The 16892-nt window shown below is 45.8% G+C and carries 7 protein-coding genes and 4 riboswitches; of the genes, 5 read left to right on the top strand and 2 right to left on the bottom strand.

Annotation, left to right across the window (positions count from 1 at the left end; all coding sequences use genetic code 11):
- Nucleotides 1–38: 38 nt before the first annotated feature.
- Nucleotides 39–3167 carry a cell wall-binding repeat-containing protein gene (locus ISALK_RS10250; protein WP_160721948.1) on the top strand — a complete coding sequence of 1043 codons (3129 nt, stop codon included), beginning with the start codon at nucleotides 39–41 and terminating at the stop codon, nucleotides 3165–3167.
- Nucleotides 3168–3617: 450 nt separating this feature from the next.
- A riboswitch (cyclic di-GMP riboswitch) is annotated at nucleotides 3618–3691 on the top strand.
- Nucleotides 3692–3720: 29 nt separating this feature from the next.
- A riboswitch (cyclic di-GMP riboswitch) is annotated at nucleotides 3721–3794 on the top strand.
- Between the two features lie 140 nt (nucleotides 3795–3934).
- Nucleotides 3935–5938, top strand: a complete 2004-nt coding sequence (locus ISALK_RS10245) for a cell wall-binding repeat-containing protein (protein ID WP_160721946.1) — start codon at nucleotides 3935–3937, stop codon at nucleotides 5936–5938.
- 77 nt (nucleotides 5939–6015) lie between these two features.
- Here the strand turns inward: ISALK_RS10245 and ISALK_RS10240 are convergent, their stop codons facing one another.
- Nucleotides 6016–8184, bottom strand: a complete 2169-nt coding sequence (locus ISALK_RS10240; protein WP_160721944.1) for a MucBP domain-containing protein — start codon at nucleotides 8182–8184, stop codon at nucleotides 6016–6018.
- A 175-nt stretch (nucleotides 8185–8359) separates the two neighbouring features.
- Nucleotides 8360–8457: riboswitch (cyclic di-GMP riboswitch) on the bottom strand.
- 237 nt (nucleotides 8458–8694) lie between these two features.
- Between ISALK_RS10240 and ISALK_RS10235 the strand changes: the two genes are divergently transcribed.
- Nucleotides 8695–9978 (top strand): IS110 family RNA-guided transposase, encoded by a 1284-nt coding sequence (locus tag ISALK_RS10235; RefSeq protein WP_160721942.1) that lies wholly within the window; start codon nucleotides 8695–8697, stop codon nucleotides 9976–9978.
- Between the two features lie 559 nt (nucleotides 9979–10537).
- Here the strand turns inward: ISALK_RS10235 and ISALK_RS10230 are convergent.
- A complete protein-coding gene (locus ISALK_RS10230; protein WP_160721940.1) occupies nucleotides 10538–13216 on the bottom strand; it encodes an MSCRAMM family protein in 2679 nt (892 codons plus the stop codon).
- A 150-nt stretch (nucleotides 13217–13366) separates the two neighbouring features.
- Nucleotides 13367–13456, bottom strand: a riboswitch (cyclic di-GMP riboswitch).
- A 273-nt stretch (nucleotides 13457–13729) separates the two neighbouring features.
- Here ISALK_RS10230 and ISALK_RS10225 point away from each other — a divergent pair.
- Together ISALK_RS10225 and ISALK_RS10220 are read left to right on the top strand one after the other, a co-directional pair.
- The gene (locus ISALK_RS10225; RefSeq protein ID WP_160721938.1) at nucleotides 13730–15958 is read left to right on the top strand and encodes a cell wall-binding repeat-containing protein; all 2229 of its coding nucleotides are present in this window, start codon (nucleotides 13730–13732) and stop codon (nucleotides 15956–15958) included.
- A gap of 52 nt (nucleotides 15959–16010) precedes the next feature.
- A complete protein-coding gene (locus tag ISALK_RS10220; RefSeq protein WP_160721936.1) occupies nucleotides 16011–16658 on the top strand; it encodes a hypothetical protein in 648 nt (215 codons plus the stop codon).
- The last annotated feature ends 234 nt before the right edge of the window (nucleotides 16659–16892 follow it).

The following is a 16892-nucleotide window of genomic DNA, read 5'->3' as shown; positions in this document are numbered from 1 at the left end:
GGATGGAAGCTATTTAAGGAGAGTAGGAGGGACGAAGGATGAAGAAAAAGATTTGCAAAGCATTAGTGGCAGTAATGGTTCTATCCGCTGTGGTGGGAGGATTTCTGCCGGTGAATCAACCGGGGAGGATTTCCCGGGCCTATATTGAAGATTACGATGATCGGGATTTTCGACTGGCAGGGGATAATCGTTTTGCCACCGCCGGTGAAATTGCGAAAAGAAACGGCACCACATCAAAAGAGGTGATCATCGTCCGAGGGGATAGTGTAGAGGGAATCCCCCAGGTGGTGGACGGATTGACGGCCAGTGCCCTAGCGGGAGCACGGGATGCACAAATCCTGTTGGTAACCAAGGACCGTCTGCCGGATACCACTGAGAAGATTATTAAAGATCTTAATGCAACCAAAGCCACCATCGTAGGAGGGGAAGCCGCGGTTAGCCGGTCGGTAAAGGAAGATTTACAAAGCCTGGGCCTTAGCACCGAACGAATTGAAGGGAGTAACCGTTTTGAGACCGCCGCCGAGGTGGGATTACGGGTTCCTGCTCCCAGAAACAACACCGCAATCATTGTCAACGGAAACTCCGAGGTGGACTCCTTAGTTGCCGGACCCTTAGCCCACCGCGGATATCCCATACTGATGGTAAACAATCAACGGGGGACCATACCCGAAGCCACGGAAAAAGCCATTAAAAGCTTACATATTGATAACCTGATTATTGTCGGTGGCACCGGCGTGGTATCGGAAGAGCTGGAAACAGACTTAAATGATATGGAAGGGGTAACGGTAAAGGCGCGCTATGGGGGAAGCAACCGGGTGGAAACCAGTCTATCCCTGGCGTCTCATCCGGACTTTAGCAACAATAGCGGCGTCAGTCTTGTTAATGGAGGAGCCTATGTGGATGCGGTGGCGGCCTCTACCCTGGGAAAACCCGTGGTGTATTTTACGGAGCGGGGAGGAATTAATCCCGATATCCAGGATTATCTGTTTGATAAGGAAGAGCTGTTGGCCATTGGGGGAGAAGCGGTTATTACCGATGAAGTGTTACAAAAGGCCACACCGGCCATCGGTTTTCGCTACTATGGAAGTCTCCATCGACGAAGTCCCAACATCCGACGGTATGAAACCGGATTTGTCCATAATACCATGAACCTATTGTTAACGGCTCAGAATCACCACAGTGAAGGAGACTTTGACAAAGCGCTAAAGAGCTATGACTTACTACTTACCCAGCGGGATCTGTTGCCGGATAATATGGAAAGTGTTACCACAAGTAGCCGACAAAAGGCTCTGGAACGGGAAGGGATTCAAACGATTCAAGAGGCCCTGAAAGAAGCGGAGGGCATCACCAGCGTCACGTCGAAATTCAATGCTTTTGCCGAAGGATATTCGGTATATGGCTGGCACGGTCAGTACGGCAGCGGATACCTGAAGGCGGCGGAGGACCTACTGAACTGGGGACTGGCCCGTCATGAGGATAAAAGTTTCGATGAAGCCATCGGTCGGTATAATATGATTATTGAGAGCAGTAACCAACATGAACTTTTAGACGGCTTGGCCGGGGAAGCGAGATTTTACTCAAGTCTCGCAAATCAACGAGTAGTCTGGAATTCTCAGGATTTAAATATGCGCTTTAGCCGTTACAGAGAGTCCTTTGGGGACGCTTTAGGACAGCAGATACAACAAAACAGACATACGGTTTGGTCTGCATCGGATTGGAAAAGTCCCTCGGAGGAGGATGTGGCTTACTACTTAAATCCTCAAAACTTCTACATCCCCAACTGGTTGGAAGAGGATAGGGATCCGGAATTCATTCAAATCGCCAGTAATACCCTTAGGGTTCGAGAAGGCCCTTCAACCAGCAACGATATATTAAGCATCGCCTATCAGGAGGAGATTTATCCCGTAAAGGGAGAATCCAACGGATGGTTTCGTATTCGAAAGGATGGTAAGGACGGTTGGGTAGCCGGGAGTCACGTACATCGAATCGGTAAAAATACCGGGGTGTCCAATGTGCGTGTCCGTGTGAATACCGGGACCTTGAATGTGAGAACCGGTCCTTCTACCAATTTCCAAAGAATCGGAACGGTCAGCGACGGAGAGGAATTTACCCTGCGAGAGCATAAAAACGGCTGGCACAAAATTCAGTACTTCGGAACCGAAGGTTGGATCAGCGGTAATTTTGCGGAACCGGTATACGATGTGCCCGCAAGAACTTTCCAGTTCCTAGAACTGCAAGGGTTAGTACCTGCCAGAGCCAGTGAGATTAACACCTTGATCGACGGGGACCCGAACCTCACCGGCTATGCCAACACCCTTAGAACCGCCGGGCGGGAAAATAACATCAATGAGCTGTATTTAACCGTTCATGCCCTAAAAGAAAGTGAAGGGCCCAACAGCGTGCTTTTAGAAGGGATTGAAGTTACGGAAGTGGAGGGAAGCAGTGTGGCCCCCACCACCGTATATAATGTGTTCGGAATAGAGGCCAACGGTACCGATCCGGTACAGTCCGGAGCGGAATTTGCCTACGAACAGGGCTGGACCACAAAGGAAGCCGCCATTTTAGAAGGGACAAAGTGGATATCGGAAAACTTTATCAACCATCCCAGAAACCCTCAGGATACCCTGTATAAAATGCGTTGGGATCCGGGAAGAAACGGTAAAAATCCCTTCAGCAGTAATATAAAGTGGGCGGATGAAATTGGAGCAAGAATTCATGAAGCCTATAGAATACTGGATAAAGAAAGTCTGCATTTCGATATATCGGTATATAAGACTCGGGCCTGGCCGGTACCGGGACATACCAGAATTTCTTCTCCCTATGGATATAGAATTCATCCCATAACAGGAGACCACCGAATGCATATCGGAATCGATATTCCCGCACCGGGGGGAACCCCCATCGTTGCCGCCAAGGCGGGGCGGGTTACCGTTTCCCATTACGGAGCAAGCTACGGTAACTGGATCGAAATCGATCATGGAAACGGCATCACCACCCGTTACGCCCATAACTCCTCCAATATCGCCAAGGTGGGAGATTGGGTGGAAAAGGGAGAAACCATCGCTTTAGTAGGGACCACCGGTAGTTCTACCGGAAATCACCTGCATTTTGAAGTTCGACACAACAACAATCATTTTGATCCCCTACCCTGGTTACAAGGAAACTAATAGCACAAAGGGGACGGAGGTATTTGGTTCATAGCACAAAGGGGACGGAGGTATTTGGTTCATAGCACAAAGGGGACGGAGGTATTTGGTTCATAACTTAGCACAAAGGGGACGGAGGGTTTTGAGTCATCAGTAAAGGAATATGACTCAACCCCCTCCTTTTTTGACCCGAACTCCTCATTTTTCAATGCTGAGAGACCTACCAAATAGCAGGTAGAATAGGCGACAGACCTACGGAAAAACCGTTATCCGGTAAACAGGCTTTTAAAAAGTCGATCTATTAAATAAGTTGACGTAATTACTTATTAATTTCATTGAAAAATGGGATTAAAGGTGATATAATGGATATACATAATGTACTACTAAGAAAAATTCGCAAATACTAAAAAGAACTACACCTGCATAGAAGCAGTAAAACGTAAAAATTCATAGAGTGAATATCTTAGCAATTCACGATAAAGGCAAACCATGGGAAACTGTGGGACGCAAAGCTAAAGGGCCGTATAAGGTAGCCAGTTACCGAAAGATCTGCTTTTTTAATGAAAAAAACTATTCACGATAAAGGCAAACCATGGGAAACTGTGGGACGCAAAGCTAAAGGGCCGTATAAGGCAGCCAGCTACCGAAAGACTAGTTTTTTGTGTTTTGGAATAAAACATAAAAATCGGTGGACAACCCCTTTAGCAAATGTAGAGTCATTGCCCTTACTATCGTGAAAGATGGCGATTGGTCAGTGATTCTTACAGGAGTTAAAGGAGGAAAAACGAATGAATACATATACTTTGAAGGGAAAGAATGCTAGCAAAAAAATGGGATTTGTCAGTAAAGTATTGGTTGCAGCCATGGTGTTTACCGCGGTAATGACAGGCTTTAGTGATGTAGCCTACGGACAAATGGAAATCAGCAGTATTGAGCATCAGATTGCAGGTTCGGATCAGTATGAAACCGCTTACCAGGTAGCGAAGGAAAAGGACGAAAACCCTGATACGGTAGTAATGGTTCGAGGAGATAAGATCGAAAATGTACCCCAGGTAATTGACGGATTAACCGCCAGCGGGATCGCAGGCTTAGAAAATACCTCTACCCTATTGGTGGAACAGGACAATATTCCGGAAGCCACAAAAGAAGCCTTAACCAGCTTAAATCCTGAAAAAGTGGTCATTATCGGAGGAAGCGCAGCAGTAAGTAATAACGTAGAAAATCAAATCAAAAGCTTAGGAATCGATACCGACCGTTTTTATGGTAACAATCGCTATGAGACAGCAGCCAATGTGGCCAGGGAAATGGGAAGCGCAAAAGATAACACCGCCATCATCGTAGATGGAAACGCGGTAGTGGATTCCTTAGTCGCCGGACCTCTTGCCTATAAAGGGTACCCTATACTAATGATCAATAATGCCCGGGGAACTGTACCGGAAGTTACAAAGGAAGCATTAAGGGACCTAGGTATCGAGCGTGTGATCATAGTCGGAGGCACCGCTGTAGTATCAGCGGATGTGGAACAACAGTTAAACCGGATTTCAGGCATTACCGTAGAAGAGCGCTTCGGCGGAAAAAATAGAGTAGAGACTAGTTTACTATTAGGAGAGCATCAGGACTTTTCCGGCGCGACCTCCGTATCCCTATTGGATGGTCATGAATACGTGGATGCCGTGGCGGCTTCCTCCTTGGGTGGACCGGTGGTTTACTACAATCAACGACACGGGATTACCGATGAAATAAGTCGAATGATTTCCAGCAAAGGTAATGTGCGGTTAATCGGTGGCTTATCCAATGTAAGCGATACACCTTCTTCCAGCAGTGAAACCCTGGTAGGCAGCGAGGCTACCCAGTACCAAAGCGGTTTTGCACAGGATACGTATCTAAACATGGAAATTACCAACAACGACCGAATTGAAGTAGAGGGAAAAATCAATAGTGGCCATGAGTTTGGGTGGTTCCAATTAAGAACCCCATCGGGAGAGCGGGTACTAAGCGAATTTTTCTCCATCAGTGGGAGCGGTAATTATCAAGAAGAGTTTTCCCTAGGAGATTTAGGAATCCGTAATGGAAGCGGTAAAGAGTATGAGGTTATGATTTTCACAGCACCGGAGAGATACACCACCTATAACTCCGTACATTGGAACATTATGCTTGAGGAATCATCAGAAGGGTTAGTATTCCAACGATCTTTTGTATACGAAGAAAACCTGGAGCTTTTCCAGGAGAATAATGAAGTGGTAGCAAAGGATCTGGATTTGAATCATCTAAAGCCGGAAGACCAAGTAATCATTAAAGAGCTAGCGGAAGAAATTACGGAAGGCATCAATAATGAATACGATCAGGTAAAAGCCATCCACGACTGGGTAGCGGGAAATATCTACTATGATCATGACGGAGTACGGTATAACCAACGGGGAAGAAACGACACCATGGATACTTTGGATCGAAGAATCGCCGTATGCCAAGGCTACGCCGAGCTGACCGCATCCTTACTAAGAAGCATCGGTATCCCCGCAAGAATGGCCAACGGTTACGCGCTGGGCGCATCAGCAGGGGGCGCTACCTGGGAAACCGCGGATTTAAGCTCCTCGAACCATGCTTGGAACGAAGCCTATGTAGACGGTCGATGGATCGTTATGGACGCTACGTGGAACTCCACAAACAAATATGAAAACGGAGAATTAACCAGCGGTTCTATTCGAAGTACTTATTTTGACATAAGCATTGAAGCACTATCCAACACCCATAAAATATTTGATCGACAACGAACCATTTTTCTAAGATATTAGAAAAATAGTAGCACAAAGGGGACGGAGGTATTCGGTTCATATTTTGAACCGAATACCTCCGTCCCCTTTGTGCTATACTATGAGGCTAAGAAACGCTTTAATGCAACTCCTAGGCCGGATATCATAAGCCCGAATACCATAAATACTGCGACGTGATACTGGCCGGTTCTTGGTAACTGATCAATACCAAGGGGCGGTTCTTCATCGAGAATTGGAGTTTCATCGGCGGGAGGTTCTTCGTCAACCGGCGCCTCCGGTGGATCCAAATCATCGATCCGTTCTACTATTTTCGTATATTGATAGACCACATGCTGGTCTTCCGCTGAAACGGTACCTGATGCAGGGGCTCCTTCGGGATCCACTCGTTCGAAACGGAAACCTTCAAAGGCCAGTTCTGTGGTTTCGTAAGGAGTTCCCACTTCCACGTTTTCCGCTACAAAGGCTTTTTCCTGAAGAATGCTTACGATTTCCCATTCTTCGTTAACTTCCACGTATTCCACGGTTACGGAACCCAGTTCGGGAGGCGTAACGTCATCGATTCTAATATACTGATAAACTACGTGTTGATCCTCTGCAGTAACGGTACCTGATGCAGGGGCTCCTTCGGGATCCACTTGTACGAATTCGAAACCTTCAAAGGAGAGCTCTAAGGTGTCGTAGGGGGTGCCCACTTCCGCATTTTCCACGACGAATTCTTTTTCCTGAAGAATGCTTACGATTTCCCCGTCATCGTCGATTTCCACGTATTCCACGGTTACGGAGCCGGTTTCCGGTGGTTCATCATCAATGCGAGTATACTGAAACACCACGTGTTTCGTAGCTACGGTTACATTTCCACTGGCTGCGGCTCCATTGGGATCCACCCGTACAAATTGGAATCCGGGGAAATCCAATGATTCTGTGCTGTAGGAGGTACCTACAACAGCGTTGGTTACCACATTGCTTCGAGGTTGTAAGATGCTGATGACATTAAAATCACCATCCACTTCCACATGTTCTACGGTTACTGAGCCTCGTAAGACAGGAGGTGGTGGGGGAGCATCGAAGGTATTGGTGATGGTAATCTCTTTGTAGCCATCCTCGGGGATTCGAATAACAACCCCTTCTAATTCATCGGGAAGGGAAATCTCCTCGATGTCACCGCTATAGCTGACGTTGTCCGCTCCACGGGTGTTGCTTTCCCAAAGTCGGTATAATCCGGGTTCTAAGTCGATGGTGTTAGGGGCATCTACTTCAATGGCTTCAACAATGGGGAAGGAGTCGTCCGGTTCTGTGAAATCTAATGCTTTGCCGTTTCTTTCCCACATCTCAAAGGGCTCGATACTCACTTCAAAATCTCCATCCTCGGTGGGCGTTCCCTCAACCACCTTGGTTACTGTTACCCCTCGCTCCGGAACCACCGGTTCATCAAAGATGTTGGTGATGGTAAGCTCGGTTACCATATTTTCCTTGATTTCCACCACAACGTAATCGGGGCCGTCATTATTTTCAGGGACGGGCTTGGAGTATTCAACGCGGTCCGCTCCTTGAGTATCACTTTCCCAAACACGATACGTACCCTGCGCTAATATAATATCCGGATTCGTATCTCCATTGGTATTTTTCACAATGGGGACAAACATAGGACCGTTGTTTGAAGTCGTCTTCATATTTTCAGATCCATTACCGGATTCATAGGCCTCGATAGCTATCTCGTAGCCTTCCGAAGGTCCTTCACCTTCAACACGCTTGATAACTCTCAAGATGCCCTCAGGATCCTCCGGATCCGTGGGAGTCTTCCCTAGAAACAATACATGGGAGATGCCAAAGGGAATCGGTTCGCCTGGATCAAAAGCTACGAATGCCTCGGAAGGAATATCTTTGTACTCTACAGTAGCATGGAGGTTGCGGTTAAAGGCCTGACCTTGATTATCAATATATTTTCCAATTATAGGATCGTTTACAGGGTCATCAATTAGCATACCTTGGCTGGTGAAAATCCCGCCGCCTGCTTGTTCGGAAGCGGCTTTAATATAATAGGCTTCAATTTCTATTTCAAACTTATCTTCCAACCATGGGATCAGAGCTTGGGGTTGATTGGAATCCTTAATCTCATTATTGCCTTCGGGATAATTATCAACTTTTATTGCTTTAATTTCCTGGTCTCCATTGCCATTGGATACTGCAAAAGCACTGAACAGGCTAAAGGAGAATGCCATCAAAAACACCAGGGTCAATGCTATGAATCTACTTTTAGTAAGTTTCATTATTTTTCACCCCTTTCAGAGGAACCAATGGATAAAACCCAACCTTTCTTAAATGATCTTAGCCTTTTGTAAGATTATGTTTGTTTGTATTATAACATCCCTCCCTTAAGGGTCCTGTTGGAAACTTCCCATTGAATAGTTAAATCAGGACCTAAAAAAGACCGCCAGGAATAACCTTGGCAGTCGGACGATCCTAGTGTAACGAAAAGAGGGTTACACCGTAGACTCTTGACTTTGCGTCTTCATCTTTCGATGAGTTTGCCTTTATCAAAAATATAATAAATGATAAAAAGGAAACTATTTGTGACCGTGTTTATGTAATAGATATATATCCTAAACCGGATGATTTAAACAGAAATTGATAAAAATTGTCAAAGAAAATTAGCACAAAGGGGACGGAGCATTCCCGTAATCGTCTTAAATAGGATTTGAAAAAAGAATGACCTCGCGATAGAATTAGATAAGTGTTCCCGAGAAGGACAAATCTAAAACTATTGGAGGTCATTCTTAATGTATTGTACACAAAATGAGAAAATTAATCAAGTTACAGAAAACACGTTGGTCGTAGGGATTGATGTTGGAAGTAAGACGCATTATGCCCGTGCCTTCAACTGGCGAGGCATTGAACTTACCAAATATCTACGCTTTGATAATACCGCGGAAGGCTTTAAAGTATTGGATCGGTGGATTGCAGAGTTACAGAAAAAACATCACTTATCTGAGTTCTTGCTCGGCGCTGAACCTACCGGACATTACTGGTACGCCTTGGCGGATCATTTAAAAGCTAAAAAGAGCCCCTTGGTTTTAGTGAACTCTACCCATGTAAAGCAGAGTAAAGCCTTGGATGATAATAATCCATCCAAAAGTGATAAAAAAGACCCGAAAGTCATCGCAAAACTAGTAATTGATGGGCGGTACAGCTATCCCCATATCCCGGAAGGAGTCTACGCCGAGCTGCGGATTGCCAACAACAATCATGTTCGCTTAAAAAGGGATATAAGCCGGATGAAAAACAAAGTGCAGCGCTGGCTAAAGATCTACTTTCCGGAGTATAAAGAGGTATTTAAAGATCCTTTTGGTGAAGCCAGTATCGAAGTACTCTCCCGGTTGGCACTGCCTTCACAGATCAAGAAAATGGACGCCCGGTCCATCAATCAAATCTTTCGAGATGTGAAGATACGAGCGGTAGGAGTTAAGCGTGCCCAGCGCCTAATTGAGGCCGCTAAAGGAAGTATCGGCCGTAAAACGGAACCGGTGGCAGCAAGCATGGAAATCGAGATGCTGATCGATGAATATCGTATGAAAGAAAAGCAAATAGAGAAGATTGAACAACTGATGGAAAGCCTTTGTGAGAGCATTCCATCGGCAGAGACGTTATCTCCGATCAAAGGGATTGGACCGATTACCGTCGCCGGCTTCCTGGCAGAAGTCGGAGATATTCGACGGTTCCAATCACCGAAACAGATTCAAAAGTATGCAGGTTTTGGGATCAAAGAATCCAGTTCCGGGGATCATCAAGGAAAAACGGAAATTAATCGTCGTGGAAGAAAACTTCTTCGAACCACCCTGTTCCAGGCGGTACTTTCCCTTGTTTCCAACAATGAAGCTTTTCAAGCCCTGCATCAATACAATATCAAAGAAAAACCGAACCCGATGAAGAAGAAACAGTCGATTGTGGCCCTTTGTTGTAAACTTATTCGTGTATTTTATGCGATACTGACCAAAGATATTGCTTTTGACGGGGAGAAAATGCTGGAGGATATTCAAAGACCATCTCCTCCACTCGCCGCATAATAAAGGTTTCCCCAATAAAAGTAGCCGATTAGGATCTCTTACCAATAGATGATTGAAACAGAAAGTATTAGGATTAATTGACAGGATAACCGTTTGAAAATGAATATGTAGCGCTAGGCTGCGTCTTGGAGAACCTAGCAATCGGAAGTACCAAAAGAGTTATCAAAACAGGCAGGTAGTCCATCGTACACCATTAGAGCAATGACTCGGTAACGGAGCAGGAGGACGCCCACTTTATGGATAGGCAGAACGAGGGAATTTAGGACGTCTCGACAGAGAATGATCCGGTTAGACATGGGAGGTTTGCTTCCATAAGTGAATGTGGGTTTATACCGCCAAATAAGTAGGTAAGGACGCTTATTTGTGGTGCAAAAAAACCCATGATGTAGTTCCCTTCTCACTGAAATGACTGTTATTCATAAAGTCGCCTGTTTGATATATATGAAAATCTAAGCTATTGCGAGGAAAACGAAGCATATTTAAGATTATATAGGGAGGTATTCGGGCTATAATATGAACCGAATACCTCCGTCCCCTTTGTGCTATTGTACTAGTGTACTTAGGTTAGTCGTCGTTTTAAGAATACTCCAAAACTGGTGATCATAAGTCCCAGCACTGCGTATACTGCGTGGTGATACTGGCCGGTTCTTGGTAGTTCGTCGGTACCAAGAGGAGTTTCTTCATCCAGGATGATGTCTTCGTCCTCATCATCAGGTTCATCAACGTCATCTTCAGGTCCTTCCGGTGGATCCAGATCGTCGATATCTTCTTCGGCGATGCTGTTTTCAATGACCACGGTGATGTCTAACAGGTCTTCGGTGAAGGTGACTTCACTTTCGCTGATGGATTCGAAACCATATCCTGTTGGAAGGTTGACCTCTTCTACTTGATAGGTTCCAAGTTCCAATCCGGATATTTCAGCGGGGTCATTGACACTGAAGGTGTACTCTTCTTCTGAGCCATCTTCGGCGGTGATCCGTACGGTGAATTCCTGGTCCATGTCATCATCGGAAACCTCATCATTGGTTAAGGCTTTTTCAACGGTTAAGTTTCCGGTAGGTTCTTCCGGTATCACTGTATTGGTGATAAACAGGATAACCGATTGATTTTCCTCATCCAGGGTAACTTCATCGGAACTGATGGATTCCAATTCATAGCCTTCAGGAATGTCTACTTCTTCAATGGTGTAGGTGTCAAAGTCCAGATCCTCTACCAATAGGGGATCGTTTACTCCGAAGGTATGATCTTCATCGTAATCATCACCATTGGTAATGTTTACGGTGAACTCCTGGTCGTTTTCACTTACTTCTTCTCCGTTATCCAAAAGGATCTTTTCAATGTTGATGCTACCGGTGAGATCATCGGGATCGTCGTCCAAAATCATTTCATTGGTTACGCTGACCTCGGGGTTTAAGTTTCCTGGAGTGATTTCTACGGATTCGTCACTGATTTCTACGAATTCGAAACCTTCAGGAATGTCCACTTCTTCGATGGTATAGGTTCCAAGGTCCAAGTCATTGATGGTTAGTGGTTCTCCAACCACTAGTGTGTGGTCCTCGTCGTATTCATCATCGTCGGTAACGTTTACTGTAAAGTCCTGATCGATTTCTTCAATGACGCCATCTCCCATTACTAGGATCTTCTCAATGGTAATGCTTCCGGTTGGGTCCGGTGTGGGCGTTGGCGGTGGCGTGGTATCATCTATAAAGGTGTTGATAATGGAAATGGAGGTTGTTCCTTCGGGGTCCACCATGACCATAACCCCTTCTTCTGCCTCCGGTGGATCAAGGTCTTCGATGTCTCCGTTATAGGCCACCTCATCGGCGCCGCCGTCGTCGCTTTCCCAAATGTGATATAGTCCCGGCTCTAGGTTAAAGGTGTTGGTTCCTTCGGTGATGGTCTCTTGGATTAGCTCGGGCATTTCTGCGGCTACGAATCCTTCATCGAAGTCATCGGATGCTGGGCCTTCTAGGAAGGGGTACCACTGCATGGAGACCTCATATTCTTCCGGTCCGTCGCCGTCAACGATTTTTTCGATTTCAATTTCTCCTTCCACGATCTCTGCTGGGAAGGTATTGGTGATGATGATATCCGTTACTTCGCCGTCTTCAATGGTAAAGGCGATTTCTTCATTATCGGATGTACCATCGGAATCATTTTCATAGTAGGGGTCGGCGCCTAGGGTTTCGCTTTCCCATAGGGTGTAGCTACCTTCCGGTAACGTAAACTCGTTATCGCCTTCTTCGATTTCCTTAACCCAAGTATCATCGTTATCTTGGCTTTCGATGGTAACTTCGAAGATTTCTTCCGGTTCTATCGGGTCTATAATCGCAATCCCGGGAAGTTCCTCGGATAAGTCTTCGATGATTTTTTCGATGTTTAGGATGCCTTCAGGATCCTCCGGTTCTTCAAAAGTATTGATCACAGTCAATTCAGTAGTACTGTCATCTGAAATTACTACCTCTACGTAATCATCGTTGGTATCTTCGATGTCCCCATCATACTCTACCATATCCGCACCCTGTGCATCACTTTCCCAAACCTTATAGGTGCCCGGTGCAAGGGTTATACTAATGGTTTCATCTTCTGAGATGGGTTCTGTTTCTTCATAGTATTCAACATCGCCGGTTCCTTCGATGGTGATCTCAAAGTCATCGATATCACCGGGTTCTCCATTGACTTCCTTAGTGATTTCTAAGGTGCCTTCAGGATCCGGTTCCACCTCATCGTAGGCCAAGTGGCTTAAGTTTAGTTTGGTATTTCCCTGGTCCGGTTTTATAACGCCGGTGGCTTCCGCATCGATTAGAGTGTCATGGTCACTGGTTCCAATATAGAAGTGAACCGCTCCGCCTCCATCGCCATGCCGTTCAGCATCTGCGGTTATGGAACCGGAATTTTCGAATTCGGCATGCAACTTGATATCTGAAATATCTTCATTTTCTGATCTGGTTAAAACAAAGTGCCAAACAACCGAGATATCATCTTCATCTAATAATCCGTTGTCATCATCGGGTTTGACGCTAATATCAGTATCGTTGCTATAGGTGTTTTTGTGATCACTATTAAGACTAATGGAACTTGACGTTGTTGATTCTACGTTGTTTTCACCGTTGTTGTCCATGGCCTCTGAATCATCGGAGGAACCTTCAGCTGCAAATGCCGGTGATAGAGAAATGGTAAATACCATTGCCACAGCCACTAAAACGGCGATACTCTTGCTTCTAAATATCTTTTTCATCATCGTCACCTCTTTCTTATATCCTATGTTATAACGAACCTTTCTACATGATATGCCTGCGAATACCCTTCCTCCATAACATCCCTCCCTGGTATGCCTTCGCTTAAAATTTTCCGATGTGAGAATAAAAAAAGACTGCCGATGGATAACCATGGCAGCCAGACAGTCATAGTGTAGTAAATACACGGTAGACTCTAAACTTTGCGTCCCCGTCTTTCGGCGGGTTTGCCTTTGACAAGTGTGTCGTACAAAGATGAAATTGTAGTAAGACTTAATCTGTAGTGATAACTATTATCGCTTATTAAGTATATACCTAACTAATCATATTTAAAACACAAAAAATTAAAAAAATTAGTAAAACCCAATAATCTAGGAAAAAAGTCTGCTTTTAACCTTTGACATGGCAATGGTTAAGGGGATAAGATATAATGGAAATATATTTTCAAATTTCTTCAAAAAAAAGATTGCAGGTAAAGAATTGAAGATGAGGAAAAACTATAAGGGGTGGATGGGATGAAAAAAGGGATTGTAACGGTAGCCGTATTATTTCTTCTGAGTACGGTGGCGGTCTTCGGGTATACCTGGTCCGTTCGGGTGGATGAAAGCTATGATTATTTATCCAAGGATCTACACCGGCGGGCACTTCAGTTAGAGGAGCGCTATCCTGAAATTGTGCGGGTGGTGGAATACGGAAGGTCTTTAGATGACAAACCCTTATTTGCGGTACAGATGACGGAGAACATCGGTGAGTATATGGAAAAGGAAGAGGCCAACACCGAAAGAACCCATTATTACATAGACGGAGGAAACCATGCCCGGGAAACGGTAAATCCTCCCCTGGTCCTTCGAATGGTGGAGGACTATGCCCGGGATTATTATAATATCAGCAATATTAGCGGCTTTGATTTGGAAAGCATTTTACAGGACTCGGTTTTTCATTTCCTCCCCCTACCCAATCCCGACGGTTTTGATCTGGCCAAGGTCGGCACCAGTTCCATTGAGACCGATGCCGGATGGGAGGCCATCAGAAGGGTAAACAGCACCCGGTATTCCCATTTTAAGTCCGGCCTCAGCGGGGTGGACCATAATCGAAACTATCCCGCTTTGGTATATGATTTTGACCGTGGAAAGTGGCGAGATATTTGGGGGAAATATCCCAGTTGGCTCGATAATCACCAGCCCTCCGAGGCCTACTACGGTGGCCCCTATGCCGCCTCGGAGCCGGAAGTTAAGGCCAACATGGAATATATCTTACAGTATGATTTTCGCCAATTCGTAAGCTTTCATTCCCGGGGAAATTTAACCTACTGGCATAAATATTTTTACCCCAGTGCCTATAACGATCAAACCCGAAGGATGGCAAATATCATTCGTTCCGTTAACGGCTATACCGTAGCGGGGCTTTCCAGCGGAAGGGGCAGCGGTTATTTTTCCGACTTTACCGCCGCCATGACCTTCAAACCCACGGTCACCGTGGAGACCACCTCCCACCAATCGGTCCTGCCTACGATTCGAAGCAAGTACAGCGGGGTGTACCGGGCTATTCGGCACTTACCCCTTTATTTATGGGAAGAAGGGCAGTGCACCGGTTATCATGACTATAAACTGTACCGGGACGGAGAATACGTCCGGGACTTTTTACTAAAGGAATACGCGGAAGCCAAGGCGGACAAGTTTGGCGGATATGTATTAGAGTACAGCGGACCGCCGGAGCACAGGGATCCCACTTTGCCGGAACCGGAGCCAGAACCGGATTTTCCCGAAGAGGACTACCGAATTTTCGGTAGCAACCGCTACCGAACCGCCGAGGCCATCGCCCAAAAACAGTACCAGAAGGCAGAGACCATACTGCTGGTTCGTGGAGACAGTGACCAGGATATTCCTCAGGTAGCCGACGCACTATCCGCCAGCGGTTTGGCGGGAGCCTTGGACGCGCCGATACTGTTAACCCCCTCTCAACGTTTGCCGGACTCGGTAAAAGAGACGATGGAGTCCTTAGAAGCATCAAAGGTGATCATCATCGGAGGGGAAAATGCAGTGTCAAAAGAGGTAAGCGCCACCCTGGAAGATAGGGAGATTAAAGTCACCCGAATCAGCGGCGAAAATCGATACGCCACCGCCCTTAAAGTGGCAAAGGAGATGACGGCGGTTACAGAAGCCGAGAATAAGGCCTTAGTAGAGAAAGAGGCCTTGGAGGAAGAAGAATCGAAGGAAGAAGAGGAAATAAAACCCTTGGTTGAAACCGTGATCATAACCGGAGGCCATGCCTTGGTGGACAGTTTAGTGGCCGGACCCCTATCCCATAAGAACGGGTACCCGATCCTACTGGTTGGAGATCAAGTGGGGGCGTCCCTGGAGGATTTTCTAACGGAGCAGAGGGTGGAAAATGCCAAGATTGTAGGAGGAGCGTCGGTGGTGTCGGAAACTGTGGAAAAAGAGCTAACGGATCTGCTTCCGGGAACGGTGGAACGGATCAGTGGAGATAACCGCTACCTAACCAGCCTTCATATGGCGGATAAGTATTTTTCCGAAGCGCCGGAGGTGTTACTGGTAAACGGCACATCCTTTGTGGACGCCGTGGCGGGATCCATTCTTCAAAAACCCATTCTTTATACCCGCAGCAATGAGCTGTATGAATCGGCGACTTCCTACTTGGAACAATGGGAGCATTTTTATTTACTCGGAGGACAGGGAGCCATCAGTAATCGGGTAATGATTGATGCCTATGATAAAATTCATTAATAAGATCTATGAGTAAAATTCATGATGAAAAACAAATAGAGGAGCGATGACATTGATAAAAAAAATTTTAGTTTTGCTAGTTGTGGGGTTCATGCTTTTGTTAGCCGCCTGTAACAGTACCACGGAGGATCCCGGGGAAGAAGCAGAAGATGAAAACGGGGTGGCCGAGGAAGAAGTAGCAGAAGAAGAGGAAGAACCGGCGGATGATACGGAAGAAGAGGTCTCCGAGGAAGAGGATACCGATGAAGAGGATACAAATGAGGAAACCGAGAAAGATCCGGAAGAGGATCCCGAGGAAAGGGACACCGCTGAAGGGGAGCTGAACTTAGAAAGTTTTTACGGCCGATGGGAACAGGAGGCCACAGAGGAAACGGGAGATCCATTGATTCTGGAAATCGGCATGGCCGAGGCGGAGGAAGCCGAGGATCAGGAAGAGGCTTTTGAGTACATTCGTTTCGGATACCCGGGCTCCGCCTTTTTCCCGATGGAAAAGGTAATGGAAGTAAAAAGCTCCGAGGAGGCGGATTACGACTTTGTGGTATCCCCCGTACTGGAGACCGGAGAGAGTGGAACCACCTTTGAAGGTGATCTTGATGCCAGGTACCACTATAGTATTCACTGGGTGGATGAGGACCGTTTGGCACTGATTTACCACCACCCTGATGAAGATGCGGTGGAGATGATTTATAATCGCAACTAAGAAATAAAAAATAAATTTATGAGAATGATAAAAAGGAGGGCTCCCTAGATTTAGGGAAGGCCTCTCTTCTTATTATCTTTTCCGGTTAGATAATCGTTGTTTGTTGACATAAGTCAATAGACCTATAAAATTCAGCGACTAAATAGTGCTAAAGCCTCAAAAACACTTTACTGGGAAAAAGTAATTGAAAAATCAAAAAATTACATATATAATAAAAAGGGCAATATAAAATTT

Source organism: Isachenkonia alkalipeptolytica, from assembly GCF_009910325.1.
Lineage (GTDB): Bacteria > Bacillota > Clostridia > Peptostreptococcales > T1SED10-28 > Isachenkonia > Isachenkonia alkalipeptolytica.
Note: the sequence above shows the minus strand (reverse complement) of the source record. Positions and strands in the feature narration are given on the sequence as shown.